Here is a 21670-nt window from a genome sequence, read left to right as displayed (position 1 = left end):
CTTCGCGCTTGTTTGCTTACAGGCGCATTTGTGTTGTCACAGCTTTGCAGATTGAATTGACGAGTGATAGTCCGGTGTTTGACGGTCAATCGATGACAGCGCAATCGTCTGACTTTTCGCCGAATAGTCGGGCCGAACGACGCGGGCATTGGCGGCGACAAGAGGCGCTGCGCAGAATGACAGCCCGTCCGGCAACCTGCCAGAGGCCCCACGTCGCAGCTGCATTCCATTTCAGGGCTGAAATCTCAATTGTGAGCGACCTTCCCTGGATGATGGTTAACTTGCGATCAGACCGGGCCGGACAAAGTTTGATCCCGAAACTATTTTGGCCCGGCGCATTGGACTGCAAGACCGCCTTCGGGCGGTCTTTCCTTTTCGCCGCAATGAAACGGGTCCGAGGCTGGACCAGGCCGGCGCGTTCGGCAAAGGTCGCCAGCCTTGCACGCCGATCACAACAATGGCCCCGACGTTGACACGTCGGGGCCATTCAAGATCATCAGGCATGGGTACATCCGCCGAGCCTGCTGATCGTTGATGCCACTGATTACCGCATCCGATCTGGCACACACTGTGGCCAGGCTGCGGCATCGGGGTGATGACATTCTGCCTGAAAGCCGACGGCTGTCCACCTCATCATTGGTGGTACTCCCAGCTCGCTGACCCGCACGAGCTGGCCGCTTCGCAAGACGTGCACCCACGCTGACCTATATTGACTTCGTCATCCGGCGTCATCGTCGCTGAACCTTTGTAGGATTTCCGGGACCAAACTCTATAGGCTGCGAGGAGGACGGCTTTTCTGCCGTGAACCGGCCCGACCATAGTGAAGTGACAGTCTGATTCTTTGGCGCTGCATTTGCGCAAGAGAGGTCCGTTATGGACCGAACAGCTGGCAAGAAAGTCCGTTGCCATGCCATATCGTGTCGTTCGCCAGGATGGCGCCGCTGTGGCAGTCTCATTGTTGCGATGCTCTGTACCGCCTGCACTCTCCTGTCTACGAGCGAAGCCAGCGCTCAATGCACGGCACGAGATGTCCTGCAGAACCAACTAAGGCTCAAGAAAGCTCCGTCACCTGACAGGCCGCAAATCCCGATCAAATCCGCCGTCGATGTTCCCGTGTGGAAGAGGATCACAATCGGGACGTTTGCAAATGTCTTTGCCCTCAGTAACGCATTGGATGCGGTAGGTTGCGGCATCGGAAACTCGGCTGGCGAAATTCTCGCACGACCGACCTTTACCCTTCGCGGCACGAAAACAAACGTAGAGCTTTTTGCGGTGTCGGCAGCCGAACTCGGCTTTAAGACCGGTACAGCGTCGCTGGCGGACATTTATGCGCGCGCCAAACAGCTGGGCTTCGGACTCGCGGCAGCAGAAGTCGGGCCACAGCTGAGGCTGCAATATTTTGACCAGCCGATCGGTGAATTTCTCATCATCGGAATGGGGCCAATCAGGACCTGGAAGGGCGCACCCGTCATCTTGAATGTAGCCAATGGCGGAGCGGGACTCATTCTCATCGGCCAGGATGGCAGCCCCGACGCACAGATCTCGGTGGTATCCCGTTTCGTATTTGTGCGGACCAATGAAGCCGCACCTGCCGAGGAACAGGAGGCCGTAGCACTTATCGATCGCTGAATTTCCAGGTGTGCGCAGCGGCACGGCCGGGATCGTGCCTGACAACTCGCGTCGTTTCATCGAGCAAGAGGTTGCCGCCGGTCACAAGTTTGCCGAGACCGAAAGACTATTTCGGGCAGGACGTGAATATCGCCGCACGCGTGCAAGGTCTCGCCGATGTCAACGAAGTCTGCATCAGCGCAACGGTGATGGAGGCACCGGGCGTCGCTGACATCGTCAAATCACGCCCGGTGTCGTGCAACTACGAGAACCTGAAGGGGGGCGGTCAAAAGATGGAAGTCCATCGCATAACAATCCCGCCGACGCAGGCATGAAGGACCGCAAGGGCGGCGCTCGTGGGGCCTACACCACCGTCCTGTGCCGCGCGATGCAGGTGCGCAGCACCTCGTCCATCGGCTTGCCCCACCAGTCGTTGGAGAAGATCTCGATCTCGGAATAGCCGGCAAAACCCTGCGCTTCGACCGCTTTGCGCACCGACTTGATGTCGATGACGCCGTCGCCCATCATGCCGCGGTCGTTGAGGATGTCCCTGGTCGGCACCAGCCAGTCGCAGACGTGGAACGCGAGCAGGCGATCCTTGCCGGCGCGCGCGATCTGGCTCATCAGCTCCGGGTCCCACCAGATGTGATAGACATCGAGTGCGACACCGAGCATGCCGGTGCGGCCGGGGTCGAGCCGGTCGCAGATGTCGAGCGCCTGCTTCGTCGTGTTCACGCAGGCGCGGTCGGCCGCATAAGCCGGATGCAGGGGTTCGATTGCCAGCGGCAAGCTTGCCTGCTTGGCGTAGTCGAGCATCTCGGCGAGTGCCTCCTCGACCTGCCCGCGCGCCGCCACGATATCCTTCGACGCCTCGCTGCCCGGCCGCGAATATTGCGGCAGGCCGCCGACCACGAGGACGATGCAGGACGCGCCCAGCGCCTTGGCTTCATCGACGCACCGCCGGTTGTCGTCGCGCACCTCGGTGCGGCGCGATGCGTCGGAGGTGAACATGCCACCCCGGCAATAGCCTGACAGCTCGAGCCCGGCGTCGCGCACCGCGCGGGCGGCACGGTCGAGACCGACGGCAGCAACCTGGTCGCGCCAGGGGTCGATGGCACGGATGCCGTGCTTTGCACAGGCATCGATGATCTCGACGAGGTCACCCTGCTTGCGAACCGTCGCCGTGTTGAGCGACAGCCAGCGGTGGTCGGACGAAAAATCGCGCATCAGGCGTCCAGTCCGTGCGAGGCCAGCACGGTCTTCATCCGCCGCGTCGCCAACTCCGGATTGGCGAGCAGACCGGCCTGATCGGCCAGCCGGAACAGCTCGGCCAGATGCAGCATCGAGCGCGCGCTCTCCTGCCCGCCCACCATGGTGAAATGATCCTGATGGCCGTTGAGATACGCCATGAACACCACGCCGGTCTTGTAGAAGCGCGTCGGCGTCTTGAAGATATGGCGCGACAGCGGCACGGTCGGTCCCAGCACGTCGTGGAAGCCGGCCTCGTCGCCGGCAGCGAGCCGCGACAGCGCGTAGGACGCCGCCGGCGCGATCGCATCGAAGATGCCGAGCAGCGCGTGCGAAAAGCCCTGCTCGTCGCCGGCGATCAGCTCCGCATAGTTGAAGTCGTCGCCGGTATACATCTTGATACACGTGTCGAGGCGACGGCGCATGTCGATCTCGCGCTGCTTGTCGAGCAGCGAGACCTTGACGCCGTCGACCTTGGCGGCGTTGGCGTTGATGATGGCCACCGCCGTGTCCATCGCCTTGTCGAGATCCTTGGTGCCCCAATATCCCGTCAGCGCCGGATCGAACATGTCGCCGAGCCAGTGGATGATCACAGGCTGCGCTACCCCCGACAGCACGCGGTCATAGACCTTCGCGTAGTCGTCGGCATTGCGGCCGAGTTTTGCCAGCGCCCGCGACGCCATCAAGATGATGCGGCCGCCGACCTTCTCCACCGCCGAAATCTGTTCCTCATAGGCGCGGATCACGTCGTCGAGGCTCCTGGCATCCTCCACCGCAAGATGATCGGTGCCGGCGCCGGAGAACACCAGCGCGTTGCGACGCTTGGCAGCGCCGACCGAGCGCGTGATCAGCTCCAGCGAGGTCGGCCAGTCCAGCCCCATGCCGCGCTGCGCCGTGTCCATGGCTTCGGCGACGCCGAGACCGAGGTCCCAGACGTGCTCGCGGAAGGCGATGGTCTTGTCCCAGTCGACAGCGACGGAGAGCCACGGGTCATTGTCGGCGAAGGGATCGGCCACCGTGTGCACGGCGGAGAACGCGATGCGGTTCAGCGGTCCCTCGAGCTTCGCCGGAAACGTTCGCGAGGCCGCGAGCCGGTAGGTCTCGATGGACCGGTCGGCTTTGGGCAGCTTCAAGGATAGGGATGACATTGGCAGGACGGGCTTGTTCATACTTCCCTCCTCAGACCTTGATCGGGGCGACGTCGATCCAGCGCCGCTCCTTCCAGCTCTTCAGCGCGCATTCGGCAAGCTGCACGCCCTTGGCGCCTTCGAGCAGCATGAACTTGTAGGGCGCATCCTCGTAGACGTGACGGATGAACATCTCCCACTGTTCCTTGAAGCCGTTGTCGTAGGAGACATTGTCCGGCAGCTTCTGCCAGTCGCCGTAGAAATCGTGCAGCCGCTTCTCGTCGGGATTCCACACCGGCCTCGGGGTAGCCTGCCGCGCCTGGATCATGCAGTCCGAAAGGCCGGCGACGGCCGAGCCGAGCGTGCCGTCGACCTGGAAGGTGACGAGATCGTCGCGATAGACGCGGGTGACCCAGGACATGTTGATGTGGGCGATGACGCCGCCCTCGAGCTGGAAGGTCGCGTAGGCGGAATCATCCGCGGTTGCCTTGTACTTCTTGCCCTGCTCGTCAAAACGCTCAGGGATGTCGGTGTTGCCGATGCAGACCACGCTCTGGACATTGCCGAAGAGGTTGTCGAGCACGTAGCGCCAGTGGCAGACCATGTCGAGAATGATGCCGCCGCCGTCCTCGTCGCGGTAATTCCAGGACGGCCGCTGCGCTTCCTGCCAGCCGCCCTCGAACACCCAATAGCCGAACTCGCCGCGCACCGAGAGGATGCGGCCGAAGAAGCCGGAATCGCGCAGGAAGGCGATCTTCTTCAGGCCCGGCAGGAACAGCTTGTCCTGCACGGTGCCGTGCTTGACGCCCTTGGCGTTGGCGAGCTTGACGACCTCGAGGGCCTCCTCGAAGTTCGTCGCGATCGGCTTCTCGCAATAGACGTGCTTGCCGGCATTGATGGCCTGGGTCAGAAGGCCCGGACGCGCCTGCGTGGTCGCGGCGTCGAAGAACATGGTGTCGTTCTTGTCGGCGAGCGCAGCGTCGAGGTCGGTGGTCCAGCGCGCGATGTTGAAGCGCTTGGCGAGGGCCTCGACCTTGTCGGCGCTGCGGCCGACCAGGATTGGATCGGGCATCACGCGGTCGCCGTTCTTCAAGCGGACGCCGCCCTGCTCGCGGATCGCGACGATCGAGCGGATCAGATGCTGGTTGAGCCCCATGCGGCCGGTGATGCCGTTCATGATGAGGCCGAGGCGTTGGGTGGTCATGCCAATTACTCCCAAGGTGATTTTGGCTGTTCGAGCGGGCGGAGCGCCGACCAGTCCGGGTGGACCGAGGTCGCAAAGCCCGTTGCGTTAAGCGATCCCGTCAGGAGATCGCCGTTGTGAATGGAGAGGCGGATGCCCTGCCCGGCATCGGCGTAGAGGTCGGGATGCGCGGCGGCGAAGGCCGCAGCTTCAGCGGCGGGCGTGTCGCCAAAGCCGTCGACGTAGTGGTGGCCGTTGCGTTCGGCATGGGCGATGCCGAGGAAGGCGCCGAGCGCGAGGTCCTGCTGCACGGCAAGGCCGGCCTGGCAGGTCAGGTCTTCGCCGGTCACGAAGAACGTCTCTCCGCCCGCACTCCACTTCGCCGCGCGCGTCGCGTTGACGACGGACTTGTAGAGCCCCTTGCAGGACTTCGAGGAGATGCCGTGATAGCCGAGTGCCCGAGCGGCAGGGAAGGCATCGTAGGAGTCATCGGCCTCATCGATGATGAAACCGCGCGCGGCGAGCGAGCCGAGCGGTGACTGCCGCGTGATATCGCGCGGCATCGGCTGTTCGACATAGAGCAATCGCGAAGCGATCGGTCCGAGGCCGGGGTCACGATCGAGCCGATCGATCAACGCCTGGAGCGCTGCAAGATCGGCGTACTGCTCGTTGGCGTCGAGCGTCACCTTGTAGCCGTGCCCGAGCGTATCGAGCTCTTTGCCGATCCGCGCCAGCCGCGCTGCGTCGGCTGCGGGATCGCCCGACAGCTTCAGCTTGAAGTAACTCGCACCGGCGTTCTCATGAGAGTCGGCGACGCCGCCCCTACCTTCGACCGTATCGTCGAGGCCGACGGTATGCCTGATAGCAACGCGCGGCAGCGGCTTGCGGCCGGCAAGAAACGTCGTGATATCCGTTTCCTTCAGGTCGGGCGACAACCGTGCATCGATACCGGCGATATTCCCGGCCATCCCATCGAAGAAGCTGGTCTCAACGTCGCGCAGCAGCGCATCGAGGACCGCCTTGTCGATCTCCGCCGGACCATAGGCGGCGGCGAGCGGCGGAATGTTCTTCTTCGCGCACGTCGCGACCTGAGCACCGATGCACGACGCATGCAGGTCGAACGCCGTCAGGAATCCAGTCCGCGCCAGGTAGAGCCCGCGGGCGATCTGAAGCGAGCGGCGCAAGCCGTCGACCGTCTGCGCCGGCGACAGCTCCGGCCGCTTGTCGAACCATTTCGGCACCAGCAGTTCGGCGCTGGCGCCGACCGCGGTTCCCCTGCCCTCGACCTCGATCTCGACCCGCACGAACAGCTGCGGCGTCGCGTGAAGCGTGATCGCGCCAAAGCGGAACGGCCGCGCGAAATGCACGGGACGTTCGAAGAATGCGATGTCTCGCAGCTTCAGGCGCGGCGCCATGGGTCGTTAATCCAATGCCCCTTGCGAGAAGAAATGCTTGCGTATGCGCTGCACCAGCTCAGTGAAGACAGGATCGGCCATCACGTCGAGCGAGCGCGGGCGCGGCAGCGGCACGTCGTAGATCGCGGCGACCGCGCCGGGACGTTCGGTCATGACCAGCACGCGGTCGGCGAGGAACACGGCCTCCGGAATCGAATGCGTGATCAGCAGCACCGTCTTCTTCGTCTCGCGCTGGATCCGCATCAGCTCGACATTCATGCGCTCGCGCGTCAGCGCGTCGAGCGCGCCGAACGGCTCGTCCATCAGCATGATCTTGGGATCGTGCACCAGCGCGCGGCAGATCGAGGCACGCTGCTGCATGCCGCCAGAGAGCTGCCAGGGCAGCTTCTTCTCGAAACCTTCGAGCCCGACCAGCTTCAAGAGCGCCTTGGCGCGTTCGAGATATTCTTGTCGCGGCAGCCGCTTCATGTCGATCGGCAGCATCACGTTGGACAGGATGTTGCGCCATGGCAGCAGCAGCGCGTTCTGGAACACGATGCCGACATTGCCGTGCGGCTTCGTCACCTTCTCGCCCTCGACCAGGATCTCGCCTGACGTCGGCGGCAGCAGCCCCGAGATCAGCTTGAGCAGCGTGGACTTGCCGCAGCCGCTTGGGCCGACCACGACGAAGAACTCGCCGTCGTTGATGTCAAAATCGAGCGGCCGCAGCGACGGCACGTCGCCGTCGCGCGTCCGGTAGGTCTTCGACACGCCGGACAGCTTGATGCCCGACGCCTCGCCGGCAGCCCGGTCGCTCACCAGTCTCAGATGCGCGGCCGGCTGCGCGGTGTCGCTCGGTCTTGTTGCTGGGTTCATCCGATCAAGCCCATTAGACGAAGCGCATCGTCATTCCGGGGCGATGCGAAGCATCGAACCCGGAATCTCGAGATTCCGGGTTCGCCCTTCGGGCGCCCCGGAATGACGGTGTTTTTAATTTCACGAGCCGCTCTTCGGAAGATAATCGTTGGTGTAGAACGCCTTCGGGTTCTCCTTGGCCTTGGCGTCGAGCCCGCCATATTCGACCAGCAGATTGACGGTCTCGGTCATGTTCTGGTCGGTGACCTGAAACGGCCGCCTGGTCTTGGTCTCCGCGGTCCGGTAGAGCGGAATGGTCAGCTCAAAGCCCTGCGTCAGCGTGTCGATCTTGCCGCCCTTGGGGTTGGCATCGAGGATCGACTGCGCCGCGGCCTTCGGCTCCTTCTCGGCGGCTTCGACCGCCTTCGTCGTCGCCGACATGAAGCGGCGGACGAGGTCGGCATTGGCCTTCACATAGTCGGCGTTGGCGATGATGCCTGACGAAACCATGTTGATGCCGTAGTCGGCGAACTTGATCGGATAGACCTCCTTGCCGGTGGCGTCCTTGATCTTCATCGACTGGTCCATGACGTAGCCGAGCAACAGATCAGCCTGGCCGTTGATGACCGCGTTGAGCTTGGTCTGGCCGTCGCCGGCCACCGTCTGGAAGTCGCTCTCCTTCAGGCCGGTCTTCTTCAGGAACAGCGGCCAGATCTGGGTCATGGAGTCCGCCGGCGTGATCGCCACCGTCTTGCCCTTGATGTCCTCGGGCTTCCTGATGTTCTTGTCGACGAAGCCCATCGCGGACATCGGTGAGGTCTGGAGCAGCACACCGGTCGCGACGACAGGCGCGCCCTTGATGGCGGCGCGCATCATGGTGGGCACGTCGACATAGCCGAAGTCGGCGGTCTTGGCGGCAACGGCCTGCGTGGTCGCAGCCGAGCCGCGGCCTTCCTGGATCTCGAGCTCGATGCCTTCAGCCGCGTAAATGCCCTTGGCCTTGCCGTAATAGAATGGCGCGTGCTCGCCATAGACGTACCAGTTCAGCATCAGCACGACCTTGTCGGCTGCCTGCGCCGGCATGGCCGCGAACGCCAGCAGCGCCACTGATGCAGCTCCTATCCACCGCTTCATCGTCACTCTCCCTTGTCGTTGTTGTTTCGGCCATTGGTGGCCGTTCGTTGCTTCGCTTACGCCGCGAAAATCACGTCCTCGCGCTGGCTGACATGCCAGGGAATGACCAGCTTCTCGATCCGGTCCACGATCCAGAACAAAATGACGCCGAGCAACGCGAGGATCACGAGGGCTGCGAACATCGTCGGCAGATCGAAGGTGCCGATCGAGCGCTGCATCACATAGCCGATGCCGGAATTGGAGCCGACGAACTCGCCGACGACGGCGCCGACCACGGCGAGCGTCACCGAGACTTTGAGGCCGGAAAAGATCGCCGGCAGCGCATGCGGCAGGTTCACCGCTCGGAACACCTGGAAGCGGCTGCCCTGCATCGCGCGGGCAAGATCGACCATATCAGGGTCGACGGACTTGAAGCCCTGCACCGCCGAGACCACCACCGGAAAGAAACCGAGCAGGAACGCCGAAATCACTTTTGGAATGATGCCGAAACCGAACCAGACCACGAACAGCGGCGCGATCGCGATCTTCGGCACGGACTGCGAAAACACCAGCAGCGGATAGACGTAGCTCTCCACGGTCTTGGAGCCCGCGATCAGCATCGCGACGGGAATGCCGAACAGCGCCGACAGCAGGAAACCGCAGACGGTCGCATAGGTGGTCGGCCAGGACTGGCGCAGCAGTTCCGGCCATTCGGTGCGCAGCACCGCGACGACATCGAGCGGAGCCGGGATCTGGTAGGCGGGAATCCTGAACACCCGGATCGCGAGATCCCAGGCCACCACGATGAAGACCAGGAACAAAAACGGCCGAACCCAGGCCGCGTTCAGCACCTTGGACACCGCACCTTGCTGCTTCGGTTCGGCCAATTTTCACTCCCGGCATTCTTCTTCGTTCTCGGGAGAAATTAACCCGTTGGATAAATACTGTCCAGACCTTTCCCTGTGACGTTTTGCGCGGGGGTTCCGCATATGCGGTGTCGTCCCGGCGGAGGCCGGGACCCATAACCACAGGGAGGAATTGGACGAAGACTGGTCGTTCGGGATTGGCACCACGCGCCATCGATAGATCACGCGGTATGGGTCCTGGCTTTCGCCAGGACGACGATGGGGAGGTGCAATCGCGCGCCACTCCCGGTGTCATTCCCCGCGAAGGCGGGGAATCCAGTACGCCGCGGCCTCTCCGTATCCTCGGACCGTCTCTGGAATACTGGATCACCCGCCCCAGTGCGCAATTGCGCACAAGGCGGGCGATGACAGCGGAGATTGTGGAAACGGCGGACGCTACATCCACCAGCGCGCGGACTGCGCCGCCACTACGCCGTCTGCACCACGGCCGTGCGCTTCTTCGGCGCGTTGACGATCTGCAGCAGCTCCGACGACCGCCCCGTCAGCGCGGCCAGCACGAGGCCCGCCATGTGCGCGAGCCGCTCGTCCTTGGCGTCCTTGGCGAGCAGATCGCGGCCGAAGATCACGCCCAGCGTCGCCGAGTTCGAGAGGTAGAAGAAGCTGAGCGCCGCGATCGAGATGTAGAGCTGCACCGGATCGACCGCGACCTGGAAGTCGCCGCTCTCGACACCGCGCCGCACCACGGTGCGGATCATCTCGACGAAGGGCGAGTGCATCGACTTGACCTTGGTCGAGCGCTTCAGGTGCTTTGCGCGCGCGAGGTTCTCGGTCTGGAGCAGCGAGAGGAACTCGGGGTTGCGCAGGAAATAGCCCCAGGTGAATTCGATCAGGCGGCGGATCGCCTCGGGCGGATCGAGATGCTCGAGATCGAGCCCGCGCTCCTCGCTGCGGATCTTGTCATAGGCGCCTTCGAGCACCGCGAGATAAAGCTCGTCCTTGTTGCCAACGTGGTAGTAGAGCATGCGCTTGTTGGCGCCGGCCTTGGCCGCGATGCGGTCGACGCGCGCGCCGGCAAGCCCGTGGGCGGAAAACTCCTGCTTGGCGGCTTCGAGAATGCGCAGCCGCATCCCCTCGGGATCGCGCTGCCATCTCAGATTTCGCTTTGCCTTCGCCTTCGCCAAACCGGTTGCTCGCTGGGTGCTGTCAGGATGTCCTGTAACACGCGCGCGCGGGTTTGAGAACGTTTCGTCATTCCGGGGCGCGCCCTCTTGGGCGCGAGCCCGGAATCCATCGTGCCGCGGTGTGTATGGATGAATGGATTCCGGGCTCGTCGCTTCGCGACGCCCCGGAATGACGAAGGAGAGAGGCGGCTCTAATCCGCCGGCTTCGGCGACCGCTCCAGCAGCACGGTCTGGATGCCGCAGGTGCCGTTCCGCACCGTCATGATCCGCGTGCCCGGCTTGCGGCCGTTGCGCACCTCGGTGACGTCGAGGCCGGCGGCGATCAGGCGGGCGCGCGTGGCGTCGATGTCGGCGACCCGCCAGCTCAGGCCCCAGAGACGATCATGCGCGAGGTCGCCGCCCGCCACGGGGCGGCGCACCACCTCGACGATGAGGTCGCCGCAGCGGAAGAACATGAGCTGGCCCCAGTCCTGGTGCGACCGGTCGAGCGCGAGATCAAGCCCGAGCCGTGCGCCATAGAGCGCGGCGGCGCGCTCGGAATCCTCGGTGGTGATCACGACGTGGTCGAGCGCGTCGATCGGCGCAATGTCGGTCGCGACCGATCTGGGGCGCTCCTCGGCAAGCTCGAGGAAGAACATGCGCACGCCGCGCGTGAGTTCCGTGGCAGCGCGCGTGCGTTTCCAGTGCAGGACGGCCTCGGATTCAGCATCGCTGCTTTCGACCTCGGCGACCGGATCGGGCTTGAGCGCCACCCGCTCCAGCCGTCGGTGCATCCTGCTCATGTCTGCGACACGAAAGCACAGGCTGGCGAGCACGCCTTCATGGTCGTCGAGCAGCGCGCGCATCCGGTCGGCGGCGACGCTGAAGCCGCTCGGCGCCATCAATTCGATCGTCATGTTCTCGAGGGTGAACAGCGCCCGGTCGGCGCCCTCGCCGGAATTCTGCCAGGCCGGCGCGCGCCCCAAAAGCGTCTGATACGCCGCCTTGGCCGCACCGATATCCCGCACCAGAGCGACGACGTGATCGAGGCCGGTGATCATGTTCCCTCCCTCCCGACGGGGCCGGAACAGACGTCCTGGGGTCGTCGGTTCTGCCCGGGCAACGCTGGCCCTCCCACGGTCGTATTCCGGCCCCATACTGACCTCAAGCGCCTATCGCCATGACTCTGCAAATATTTTGGCTCTGCGAATGTTTTTGGCTCCCGCCGAAGCGGTGCTAAGGTAAGCAGCCGGCCGGGACCACCCAGCGCATCACGGACAAGCAATGCAGGCTCTCTTTATCGGACAGACCTATATCGACGTCGTCTTCATCACCGACCACATGCCGACCGGCGACGAGAAGCACGTGGCCTCGGACTACGCCGTGTCCTTCGGCGGCAACGCGGTCACGGCGGCGTTCTGCTGCGCCAAGCTCGGCATCGTGCCCGATCTGATCGCCACGGCGGCCAATGACTGGCTGGGGCGCATGTTCCAGGACATGTGCGCGAAATACGCGATCTCGCTGCATGCGCGAAAGGTGAACCAGTCCTCGCTGTCCTTCATCATGCCCAAGGACGGCAAGCGCGCGATCGTTCGCTGCCGCGACGATTCCCACATCCATCCCTTTCCGATCCTCAATCTCGGCAATTGCCGCGCGCTGCATGTCGACGGCCACCAGCCCGACGCCGCGATCCACTATGCCAAGGTTTGCCGCGAGGCCGGCATCCTGACCTCGCTCGACGGCGGCGGCCTGCGCACCAACACGCACGAGCTGCTGGAATTCATCGACGTCGCGATCGTCGCCGAGCGCCTCTGCGAGCAGATGGACCTGACGCCGGAGAAGATGCTGGACTACCTGAAGAGCCGCGGCTGCAAGATCGGCGGCATCACCATGGGCGAGAAGGGCCTGCTCTGGTACGATGAGACCGGGACGGTCCAGGTGATGCCGGCGATGCCGATCCCGCGCGAGCGCGTGATCGACACCAACGGCGCCGGCGACGTCTTCCATGGCGCCTATGTCTATTCCTACCTCGCCCATCCCGGCAAAAGCTGGCGCGAGCATTTCGACTTCGCCCGGGCCGCCTCGACCTACAAGATCCAGCGCCTCGGCAACGAGGCCGGTCTGCCGACCCTTGTCGACATCGCCAAGGTCAGGCACGAGTTCGAGGTCAAAGCCTAGTCTTCGCAGAGGTTCAAAATGGGGCGCGTCTACGTCGCCGGCAGCATCAACATGGATGTGGTGGCAACGGCCGACCGCCATCCAAAAGTCGGCGAAACCGTCGCCGGCCAACAGGTGCTGTATTTCCCCGGCGGCAAGGGCGCCAACCAGGCCGTCGCGGCCTCGCGGCTCGGCGCCCGGACCACGCTGATCGGCCGCCTGGGCAAGGATTCATTCGGCGCTGAACTGAAGGCGTTCCTCGGCGGTCAGGGCATCGATCTCGGCTACGTTCAGGAGACGGCGCAGGCGCACACCGGCACCGCCATCATCACGGTCGCGGCCGCCGACAACACCATCGTCGTCATTCCCGGCGCCAATGCGCTGGTCAGCGCCGACGACGTCAGCGTCGTCCCGCTCGTCAAAGGCGATGTCGCCGTCAGCCAGTTCGAGATCCCGCTCCCCACGATTGCCGCCTTCTTCCGGCGGGCGCGGGCGGCAGAGGCGACGACGCTGCTCAACCCGGCCCCGGCGCAGAAATTTGACCGCGAGCTGCTTGAGCTGGTCGACCTCCTCGTTCTGAACGAGACCGAGCTCGGCTTCCTCGCCGGCACCGAGCTCTCCGACAGCGACGAGGCCGCGCGGATCATCGACGTGGCGCGGCAGCTTCAGGCGCGCGAGGACCAGACCATCTGCGTCACGCTCGGCAAGCGCGGCGTGCTCGCCCTCGCCGGCCAGGAGGAACTTTCAGTGCCCGGCCGCGTGGTGAAGGCGGTCGACACGACGGGCGCCGGCGATTGCTTCGTCGGCGCGCTCGCGGCGCAACTCGCCGACGAAATCCCCTTACGCACCGCGCTCGCCTTCGCCAACGCCGCCGCCTCGATCAGCGTGCAGCGCATGGGCGCCGGGCCGTCGATGCCGACAGCCGCGGAAGTTATGGCGGTTCTGTAGAGCGCTTCCTTTCGCCTCTCCCCGCCCGCGGGGAGAGGCCGGAATTTGCGAGAGCAAATTCCGGGTGAGGGGGAGTCTCAACGAGTCCGACTGTCACCGTCCCCGTGGAGACTCCCCCTCACCCCGACCCTCTCCCCGCAAGCGGGGCGAGGGAGAACATGATCACGCCAGCGCGCTCTTCAGGTCAAAGCTTTCATCCGCGGCCTGCTCCGGCGTGATCGAGCGGTCCATGCCCTGCAATCTGCGGCCGAACATGTGATCGCCGGCGCGGTTGATGGACTCGATGCCGAGCAATTTGTCGCCCCTGTAGCAGAACGCCGAGAACGCCTTCCTGGCGGGATCGCCGCGCAGCACGACGCGGTCGTAGCCGGTGGTAAGGCCAGCGATCTGGAGCTTGTCGTCGCCCTGATCGCTCCAGAACCAGGGATGGCCGTCGTAAGGCTTGCTGTCGCCGGTCAGCCGCGCCGCGAGGCAGCGGGCGTGATCGGTTGCGTTCTGCACCGATTCCAGCCGCAGCGAGCCGCCGAAGCGCGGGCTTGCGAACAGCGCGCAATCGCCGATCGCGGAGATGTTGGGATCAGCCGTCGCGAGATATTCGTCGACGATGATGCCGGCAGCGACCGGCAGCCCCGCCTCGGCCGCGAGCTCAATGTTCGGCAGCACGCCGACGCCGACCACGACGAGGTCGGCGGGCAGATGCCTGCCGTCGCTCAAGGAGACGCCGGTGACCTTGCCGCCCTCGGCCTCGATCGAGGTTGCCTGCACACCGAGATGAACACGGATGCCGGCCTCGCGATGCCGCGCCTGGAAATACTCCGAGACCTCCGCGGTCACCGCGCGCGCCATCACGCGCGGGGCAAGCTCGAGCACGTCGACCTCCAGCCCCTTGATCCGCGCGGTGGCCGCGAATTCCAGGCCGATGAAGCCGGCGCCGATCACCACCACCCGCGTCTTCGACGCCATGATCTTTCGCAGCGCCTCGCTGTCGTCGAGGATGCGCAGATATTTCACGTCGGGAAGATTGGCGTTGGGCAGATCGAGCAGCCGATTGCGCGCGCCGGTCGCCAGCACGAGGTGGGCGTAATCAAGCGTCTCGCCCGATGCGAGATGCACCTTGCGCCCGGCGCGGTCGATCGACATCGCACGGCCAGCGATCAGCTCGATCTTCTGGTCCGCATAGAACTTCTCCGGCCGGAACATCAGGCTCTCCGGCCCGGCGGAGCCCTTGATGTAAGCCTTGGACAAAGGCGGCCGCTGATAGGGCAGGTGCGCCTCGTCATTGATCAGGCAGACGCGATCGGAAAAACCGGCCTGCCGCAGGGATGCCGCGACCTGGTAGCCACCATGGCCGGCGCCGACAATGATCACCGGACCGCCAGTCATTGGAACAGCCCACTTCCGGAGACACGAGCGTGACCCATGTCGTCTCCTCTCATGCTGATATTGGCTTGGCTAGCCTAGGAGGAGCCGGCGCTCGTGTCCGTCCCTCAACGAAGGCAGCCCTATTTGAGCCTATCGTTCCGCCTTGCGCAAGGGTGGTACGCAGGGATTGTCTCCCCTCGCCTTCTGCGATTTAGTCGCACGAACCTCCTCATGCTGGGGATTTCCAATGCCAGCTCCCACCTCCCACCCCGATGATCCCGCCTTGCTGCGGATCGACGGCCCGATCGCGACCATCACGCTCAACCGCCCTGCCGCGTTCAACTCGATCAACCTGGCCATCGCGGAAAAGCTCGAACAGCTCGCGTCCTATCTCGAAGGCGACGACGCCATCAGGGTCGTGGTGATCGAGGGCGAAGGCCGCGCCTTCTCGGCCGGCGGCGATTTGCAGACGATTGGAGCTGCGGCCGAAGCCGGCACGGTGACGCCGGTGGTCGGCGAGCTGCTGAAGCATTATCACACCTTCATCGAGACCATCCGGCGCATGCCGAAACTGTCGCTGTCCAGCGTCCACGGATCGGCCGCCGGCGCCGGCATGGGCCTCGCCTTCGTCACCGATCTCTGCATCGCCGCGGAGGACGCCAAGTTCACGCCGGCCTATGCCAAGATCGGGGTGTCGCCGGACGGCGGCTCGACGGTCGGCATCGTCGGCACGGTCGGCTCCCGCCGCGCGCTCCAGATCTTCCTGTCCGAGGACAATTTTACCGCGCAGCAGGCCTACGAATGGGGCCTGGTCGCGAAGATCGTTCCCGCGACCGAGCTGAAGGCGGCGACGCGGCAGCTCGCCGAACGTCTCGCGCAGAACCCGCCTGCCGCGATCGCCGGTACCAAGTCGCTGGTCTACCAGGCTGCCACGACGCCGGTAAAGCAGCAGCTCGATGCCGAGGAACACAAGATCATCATGGCGATGAACACGGAGGAGTTTCGGCTCGCCGTGAAGAAGTTCACGAGCAAGTCGAAGTGACACCCGCGCGCACCTTCTACGGCCTTCGCCACGGCGCGACCGACTGGAACCGGCAGGGACGCTTTCAGGGCCGCACCGACAATCCGCTGAACGAGGACGGGCTTGCGCAAGCGCACGAAGCCGTGGACATGCTGCGCGGCGCCGGCATCAGCCGCATTGTCGCGAGCCCCCTGGTCCGCGCGGCGCGAACGGCCGAGATCATCGCGGCTGCGATCTCGGTGCCGCTCGCGATCGACGACGGCATCATCGAGTTCGACTTCGGAAGCTTTGAAGGCCTTCCCGTTCGCGACCTCATGATCAAGCACGGCGTCAAGTCGGCGACGGGCCTCGTCTCGATCCTGCCCGCCGATGGCGAGAGCTGGGACGCCATGACGGAACGGTCGCTGGCTTGCGTCTCCGCGTGGCTCGACCGTCATCCCGACGACAATCTGCTGTTCGTCTGCCACGACGCCGTGATGCAGGGCATGGCAAACGCGCTGTGCGGCAGCTACTTCAAGAACAGCCATGGCACGCCGTTCCGTTACGTGCGCGAGCAGGCGCAATGGCGGATCGAGCAGGTCGCTACTGCGGGCAGATATAGCCCGTCCCCGCCGGCGACTTGAAGCAGCCGACCGACTCCGGCAGCACGTGCCGCGGCAGCCACAGCACGACGCTCGGGAAATAGATCGCGAACGCGATCGTCGCCAGGAACACCACATAGATCGGCAATGCGGCGCGCAAGGCCTTGGCAAAGCTGATGCCGACAAATTTCGACGCCATCAGCAGCACCAAGCCATAAGGCGGCGTGATCAGGCCGAAGGCGAGCGTGGCGATCAGCACCACGCCCATATGCACGGCGTTGATGTCGCCCGCTTCCGTCAGCGTGTTGACCAGCGGCATGAAGATGATGATGGTCGGCACCGGCTCGATGAAGTCGCCGACCACGGTGAACAGCAGCACCATCAGCAGCATGATCAGGTGCGGATCGTGGCCGGCAATCGAGGTGATCACTTCTGCGATGTAGCTCGCGCCGCGCAAGTAAGCGAGCATCCAGCCGAAGGCGTTGGCGGCGCCGATGGTGATCAGCGGCAGCGAGAAGATCAGCCCGGCGAGACAGAAATCATAGGGGATCTTCCTGAAGTGGCCGCGGTTGAGCGCGGGGATGACCACGAGGACGATCCAGACCACGGCGACGACGCCGGCCTCCGTCGGCGTGAACCAGCCGGTCAGGATGCCGCCGAGCAGGATCACCGGGATCATCAGCGGCAGGGCCGCATCGCCCGCCGCGAACACCACCTGCCGCAGCGGGGCGCGCGGCTTGCGCAGCCCGGAGGGGCCGAAGAAATAGCAGTAGATCATCAGGCCGAAGCCGATCATCAGACCCGGCACCACGCCCGCCATGAACAGGCCGGCGATCGAGACGTTGCCGACGGCGCCATAGACCACCGCCGTGATGCTCGGCGGCACCAGCGCCGCGATCGTCGAGGCGGATGCGATGATCGCGGCGATGAAGGCGGGCTCGTAGCCCTCGCGCTTCATCGGGCCGCCCAGCGCGCGGCTCATCACCGCGACGTCGGCGGTGGTCGAGCCCGACATCTCCGAGAAGAACATGCTGAAGACGACGACCACCTGCGACAGCCCGCCCCTGATGTGCCCGACCAGCGACACCGACAGGTTCGCGATCCGCACCACCACATTGGCCGAGCTCATGAGCTCGCCGACCAGCAGGAAGAACGGGATCGCCAGCAGCGCCTCGGAATCGACGCCGTCGAATATCTTCTGGATGATGGCGGCGAGCGACACGTCGGACAGGATCGCGCCGATGAAGACGCCGGCCATCAGCGAGAACGGCACGGGCACGCCGAGATAGCCGAAGGACAGGAAGCAGATCGACATCAACGCCAGGACGACAGGTGCGCTCATGGCTGCGCCCTCATCTGCGCCTCTGTGAGGCCGGGCGCTGCATCCTCGTCCGGCGGCTCGGGATGGTCAAAACCGTTGCGCAGGCCGTTGACGAGCTGCTCGATGGTGAAGAGGCCGATCAGCACGCCCGAGAGCGGAATGATCGCATAGAGCGAGGCGATCGGCGTGCCCGACGGCAGACGGAAGCTGCCGAAGCCGCGGAGATAATTCTGATAGCCGTACCAGATCAGGCAGAAGGCGACGCCGAGCACGACCAGGCGGATGATGACTTCGACGATCAGCCGTGGCGTGCCGTGCATCGCCTCGGAGATCGCGGTGAGATAGAGGTGATCGTTGCGCCGCGTCGCAGCCGCGGTACCGACAAAGATCGCGTAGATGAACAGCGTCGAGGTGACTTCCTGAAGCCACAGCCAGGGATGGCCGATGGTGCGGGTGACGATGTCGGCGGTGACCGAGAGCGAGAAGCCGAAGCACAGCACGCCGCAGAGAATCATCAGCGCAAGCTCGAGCCAGTCGAGCCCGCGCCATTTCAGGTGGCGTTGGCGCTGAACGAGCAGTTTGTCGGCGATGGCCATCGTTGCTCCCGTCGTCCCGGCCTAGTGCGCAATTGCGCACGGGGGGCCGGGACCCATACCCCCAAGCCCTTATGATTAAAGCGAGCTGACAGCCATCCTGCCCAAAGCACCGCCGCGGAGTATGGGTCCCGGCTCCCGTGCGCAATTGCGCACTAGGCCGGGACGACTCGTGGGGGCGCCTGCGCAGACGGCCTAGTTGATCGACCGGATCAAATTCTTGACCTTCTCGGCATGCGGGCCGAGCTCCTTGGCGAGCTTGTCGAGATAGGGATCGGCGATCGTCGTAAAACTCTTCTTGTCGACGTTGTCGACGATCTTGACGCCCATCTTCTTCAGCTTGTCGGCCGCGGTGCGCTCGAGGTCGAACGCCTTCTGCGGCTCCTTGGTGCTGATCTCGTTGGCCGCCGCCTGCACCCAGCCCTTCTGCTCCGCCGACAGGCTCTGCCAGAGCTTGTCGGAGATGAACACCAGCGCGTTGTTGGCTTCGTGCTCGGTGATGTTGAGGACCGGCGCGACCTCGTAGTGCTTGTTGACGAGGTAGACGTTGATGCTGTTCTCGGCGACGTCGACCACGCCGGTCTGCAGCGAAGTGTAGACGCTGCCGAACGGCATGTGCACGGTCTGGGCACCATAGGCCGGGAACATCATGTCTTCGGTCGCGGTCGCCTGGACGCGGACCTTCAGGCCCTTGACGTCGCCGACATTGTGGATTTCCCGCCTGCTGTACATGTGGCGTACGCCCTGCGAGCCGGTCGCGATCACGTGCAGGCCCTGCGTGGTCTCGTCGATCATGGTCTTGAGCGCTTCGAACACGCGGGGATCGGCCAGCCCCTTGACCACGTGGTTCTCGTCGCGGAACAGGAAGTGCAGCGACATCACGCCGGCCTGCGGCGAGATCGTCGCGGTGTTGGCCGAGGAGATGATCGCGAACTCGACGTCGCCGGCTTTCACGAGCTGGAGCACCTGCGGCTCCTGCCCGAGCTGCGCGCCGGGGTACTGGTCGATGATCATGGTGCCCTTGCTCAATTCCTTGAGCTTGTCGGCAAAGAGGTCGCCCGCGATCGAATAGCCGGTGTTGCGCGGCTGGTCATAGGCGAAGCGATAATGCTTCACCTCCTGTGCCCCGGCCCCGGTGACGAACAGCATGGCGGACAGCGCCGCCAACCCACGCATGGATCGTGCAATCATCGTTTCCCCCTGTTTTATCGCCCGCCGCTTCAGCGGTCTGGGCGTTCGTTCGGGTGGTCGGTCACCCCTTCTCGGTCTGCTTCCCAGTCCTCTGCATGAAATCGAAATCGCAGCCCTCGTCGGCCTGCATGATGGTCTCGTTGAACAGCCAGGCGTAGCCGCGCCGCGCCTCCTCGGGCGCCGCCGCCGGCTTGAGCGCGGCGCGCCGCCGTTCCAGCTCGGCGGCATCGACCAGCAGCTCGATGCTGCGCCTGGCAACATCCAGCCGGATCATGTCGCCGTTCCTCACCAGCGCCAGTGGCCCGCCGACGGCGGATTCCGGCGTGATGTGGAGCACGATGGTGCCGAACGCCGTGCCGCTCATGCGCGCATCGGAAATGCGCACCATGTCCTTGGTGCCGCCGCGCGCGAGCTTCTTCGGGATCGGCAGATAGCCCGCCTCCGGCATGCCCGGCGCGCCCTTCGGGCCGGCATTGCGCAGCACCAGCACGTCTTCGGCGGTCACGTCGAGATCGGGATCGTCGATCCGCAAGGTCATGTCCTCGACGGATTCGAACACCACCGCCCGCCCGGTATGCTGCAGCAGCTTCGGGCTCGCGGCCGATTGCTTGATGACCGCGCCGCGCGGGGCGAGATTGCCGTGCAGGACGGCGAGGCCGCCTTCCTTCTTGATCGGATTGTCGCGCGGACGGATCGCGTCCTGGCCAGGCACGTCTTCCGCATTCGCCGCGATTTCGCGCAGCGTCTGACCGGTGATGGTCTTCGCGTCGAGATCGACGAGATCGCCGAGCTGCGCCAGCAGCTTCGGCACCCCGCCGGCGTGATGGAAATGCTCCATGTAGTGCTCGCCGGACGGCTTGAGATCGACCAGCACCGGCACCTCGCGGCCGATCTGGTCGAAGACTTCGAGATCGAGCCGGTGCGGCGAGCGATGCGCCATCGCCGTCAGATGGATCAGGCCGTTGGTCGAGCCGCCGATCGCCTGAAGCACGACCTGCGCGTTCTTGAAAGATGCCGGAGTCAGCAACTCGCTCGGCTTCGGCCCCTTGGTCCTGGCCATCTCAGCCGCCACCCGGCCGCTGGCTTCCGCAAGACGGAAGCGTTCGGCATGTGGCGCGGGGATCGTCGCGCTCATCGGCAGCGACAGGCCCATGGCTTCGATCATGCAGGCCATGGTGGAGGCCGTGCCCATCACCATGCAGGTGCCGACCGACGGCGCGAGACGGCCGTTGACCGCCTCGATCTCGACGTCGTCCATGTCGCCGGCGCGATATTTCGCCCACAGCCGGCGGCAGTCGGTGCAGGCGCCCAGCACCTCGCCCTTGTGATGGCCGACCACCATGGGGCCAACGGGGATGACCACGGTCGGCAGGTCGGCACTGATCGCCGCCATCACCTGCGCCGGCAGCGTCTTGTCGCAGCCGCCGATCACGATCACCGAATCCATCGGCTGGGCCCGGATCATCTCCTCGGTGTCCATCGCCATCAAATTGCGCAGATACATCGAGGTCGGATGCGCGAAGCTCTCGGCGATCGAGATGGTCGGAAACACGAACGGCATCGCGCCCGACAGCATCACGCCGCGCTTGGCGGCCTCGATGATCTGGGGGACGTTGCCGTGGCAGGGATTGTAGTCGCTGTAGGTGTTGGTGATGCCGACGATCGGACGCTCAAGCGCGTCGTCGGAATAGCCCATGGCCTTGATGAACGCCTTGCGCAGGAACAGCGAGAAGCCGGCATCGCCATAGCTCGTCAGACCCTTGCGCAAGCCACTCGTCATCATGCCACTCCATTCACCTTGCCATTGTCGTACAGGCTGCCCCTCGATTGTCAATAAGATAGGCGCATATCTGGCAATTTCTGGATTGCCGCACCGCCAAACGAGCAGATTATTGACAATCCAAGCCTTCCCTGCTCCACAGGACGGACCGGCGCGGGGCCG

20 protein-coding genes are annotated in these 21670 nt (G+C 64.5%); 6 read left to right on the top strand and 14 right to left on the bottom strand.

Features of this window, described 5'->3' with window-relative positions; translation table 11 throughout:
• Positions 1 to 873: 873 nt before the first annotated feature.
• Together BM118_RS13650 and BM118_RS13645 are read left to right on the top strand one after the other, a co-directional pair.
• Positions 874 to 1629: a hypothetical protein gene (locus BM118_RS13650; protein WP_092185988.1), complete on the top strand. Its 756-nt coding sequence runs from the start codon at positions 874 to 876 to the stop codon at positions 1627 to 1629.
• A 71-nt stretch (positions 1630 to 1700) separates the two neighbouring features.
• The gene (locus BM118_RS13645) at positions 1701 to 1943 is read left to right on the top strand and encodes a nucleotidyl cyclase domain-containing protein (protein ID WP_349528440.1); all 243 of its coding nucleotides are present in this window, start codon (positions 1701 to 1703) and stop codon (positions 1941 to 1943) included.
• Positions 1944 to 1971: 28 nt separating this feature from the next.
• On the opposite strand, the gene BM118_RS13640 is transcribed toward BM118_RS13645, so the two are convergent.
• The 9 genes from BM118_RS13640 to BM118_RS13600 form a co-directional block, all read right to left on the bottom strand.
• A complete protein-coding gene (locus tag BM118_RS13640) occupies positions 1972 to 2835 on the bottom strand; it encodes a sugar phosphate isomerase/epimerase family protein (protein ID WP_092185986.1) in 864 nt (287 codons plus the stop codon).
• The gene (locus BM118_RS13635; protein WP_092185984.1) at positions 2835 to 4025 is read right to left on the bottom strand and encodes a dihydrodipicolinate synthase family protein; all 1191 of its coding nucleotides are present in this window, start codon (positions 4023 to 4025) and stop codon (positions 2835 to 2837) included. Before BM118_RS13635 ends, BM118_RS13640 begins: the two co-directional genes overlap by 1 nt.
• A 10-nt stretch (positions 4026 to 4035) precedes the next feature.
• Positions 4036 to 5187, bottom strand: a complete 1152-nt coding sequence (locus tag BM118_RS13630; protein WP_092185982.1) for a Gfo/Idh/MocA family protein — start codon at positions 5185 to 5187, stop codon at positions 4036 to 4038.
• Between the two features lie 5 nt (positions 5188 to 5192).
• The gene (locus BM118_RS13625) at positions 5193 to 6581 is read right to left on the bottom strand and encodes an enolase-like domain-containing protein (protein ID WP_092185980.1); all 1389 of its coding nucleotides are present in this window, start codon (positions 6579 to 6581) and stop codon (positions 5193 to 5195) included.
• 6 nt (positions 6582 to 6587) lie between these two features.
• Positions 6588 to 7436 (bottom strand): ABC transporter ATP-binding protein, encoded by an 849-nt coding sequence (locus tag BM118_RS13620; RefSeq protein WP_092185978.1) that lies wholly within the window; start codon positions 7434 to 7436, stop codon positions 6588 to 6590.
• Between the two features lie 120 nt (positions 7437 to 7556).
• Positions 7557 to 8549, bottom strand: coding sequence for an ABC transporter substrate-binding protein (locus BM118_RS13615; RefSeq protein ID WP_177234267.1), 993 nt, complete (start codon positions 8547 to 8549; stop codon positions 7557 to 7559).
• A gap of 56 nt (positions 8550 to 8605) precedes the next feature.
• Positions 8606 to 9415 (bottom strand): ABC transporter permease, encoded by an 810-nt coding sequence (locus BM118_RS13610; protein ID WP_092185974.1) that lies wholly within the window; start codon positions 9413 to 9415, stop codon positions 8606 to 8608.
• Positions 9416 to 9861: 446 nt separating this feature from the next.
• On the bottom strand, positions 9862 to 10521 hold the full coding sequence (locus BM118_RS13605) for a TetR/AcrR family transcriptional regulator (protein WP_092186178.1): 660 nt from the start codon (positions 10519 to 10521) through the stop codon (positions 9862 to 9864).
• A 245-nt stretch (positions 10522 to 10766) separates the two neighbouring features.
• The gene (locus BM118_RS13600) at positions 10767 to 11615 is read right to left on the bottom strand and encodes a VOC family protein (RefSeq protein WP_092185973.1); all 849 of its coding nucleotides are present in this window, start codon (positions 11613 to 11615) and stop codon (positions 10767 to 10769) included.
• Positions 11616 to 11838: 223 nt separating this feature from the next.
• Here BM118_RS13600 and BM118_RS13595 point away from each other — a divergent pair, with 223 nt between their 5' ends.
• Both BM118_RS13595 and rbsK read left to right on the top strand, forming a co-directional pair.
• Complete coding sequence (locus tag BM118_RS13595; protein ID WP_092185971.1) at positions 11839 to 12732, top strand: sugar kinase; 894 nt, start codon at positions 11839 to 11841, stop codon at positions 12730 to 12732.
• 18 nt (positions 12733 to 12750) lie between these two features.
• Positions 12751 to 13659, top strand: coding sequence for a ribokinase (rbsK, locus tag BM118_RS13590; protein WP_092185969.1), 909 nt, complete (start codon positions 12751 to 12753; stop codon positions 13657 to 13659).
• A gap of 162 nt (positions 13660 to 13821) precedes the next feature.
• Here rbsK and BM118_RS13585 read toward each other — a convergent pair whose 3' ends face one another.
• The gene (locus BM118_RS13585) at positions 13822 to 15042 is read right to left on the bottom strand and encodes an NAD(P)/FAD-dependent oxidoreductase (protein ID WP_092185967.1); all 1221 of its coding nucleotides are present in this window, start codon (positions 15040 to 15042) and stop codon (positions 13822 to 13824) included.
• Between the two features lie 226 nt (positions 15043 to 15268).
• Between BM118_RS13585 and BM118_RS13580 the strand changes: the two genes are divergently transcribed.
• On the top strand, positions 15269 to 16063 hold the full coding sequence (locus tag BM118_RS13580) for an enoyl-CoA hydratase/isomerase family protein (RefSeq protein ID WP_092185965.1): 795 nt from the start codon (positions 15269 to 15271) through the stop codon (positions 16061 to 16063).
• The gene (locus tag BM118_RS13575; protein ID WP_092185962.1) at positions 16060 to 16665 is read left to right on the top strand and encodes a histidine phosphatase family protein; all 606 of its coding nucleotides are present in this window, start codon (positions 16060 to 16062) and stop codon (positions 16663 to 16665) included. The genes BM118_RS13580 and BM118_RS13575 overlap by 4 nt, the downstream gene beginning before the upstream one ends.
• Here the strand turns inward: BM118_RS13575 and BM118_RS13570 are convergent.
• From BM118_RS13570 to BM118_RS13555, 4 genes are all read right to left on the bottom strand, one after another.
• Positions 16625 to 17965, bottom strand: a complete 1341-nt coding sequence (locus tag BM118_RS13570; protein WP_092185960.1) for a TRAP transporter large permease — start codon at positions 17963 to 17965, stop codon at positions 16625 to 16627. The two genes, BM118_RS13575 and BM118_RS13570, sit on opposite strands and share 41 nt — an antisense overlap.
• A complete protein-coding gene (locus BM118_RS13565) occupies positions 17962 to 18540 on the bottom strand; it encodes a TRAP transporter small permease (protein ID WP_011085612.1) in 579 nt (192 codons plus the stop codon). Before BM118_RS13565 ends, BM118_RS13570 begins: the two co-directional genes overlap by 4 nt.
• A gap of 192 nt (positions 18541 to 18732) precedes the next feature.
• On the bottom strand, positions 18733 to 19728 hold the full coding sequence (locus tag BM118_RS13560; protein WP_092185958.1) for a TRAP transporter substrate-binding protein: 996 nt from the start codon (positions 19726 to 19728) through the stop codon (positions 18733 to 18735).
• Between the two features lie 61 nt (positions 19729 to 19789).
• Positions 19790 to 21508, bottom strand: a complete 1719-nt coding sequence (locus BM118_RS13555) for an IlvD/Edd family dehydratase (protein WP_177234302.1) — start codon at positions 21506 to 21508, stop codon at positions 19790 to 19792.
• Positions 21509 to 21670: the final 162 nt, after the last annotated feature.

It is taken from the genome of Bradyrhizobium sp. cf659 (assembly GCF_900113725.1).
GTDB lineage: Bacteria > Pseudomonadota > Alphaproteobacteria > Rhizobiales > Xanthobacteraceae > Bradyrhizobium.
Note: the sequence above shows the minus strand (reverse complement) of the source record. Positions and strands in the feature narration are given on the sequence as shown.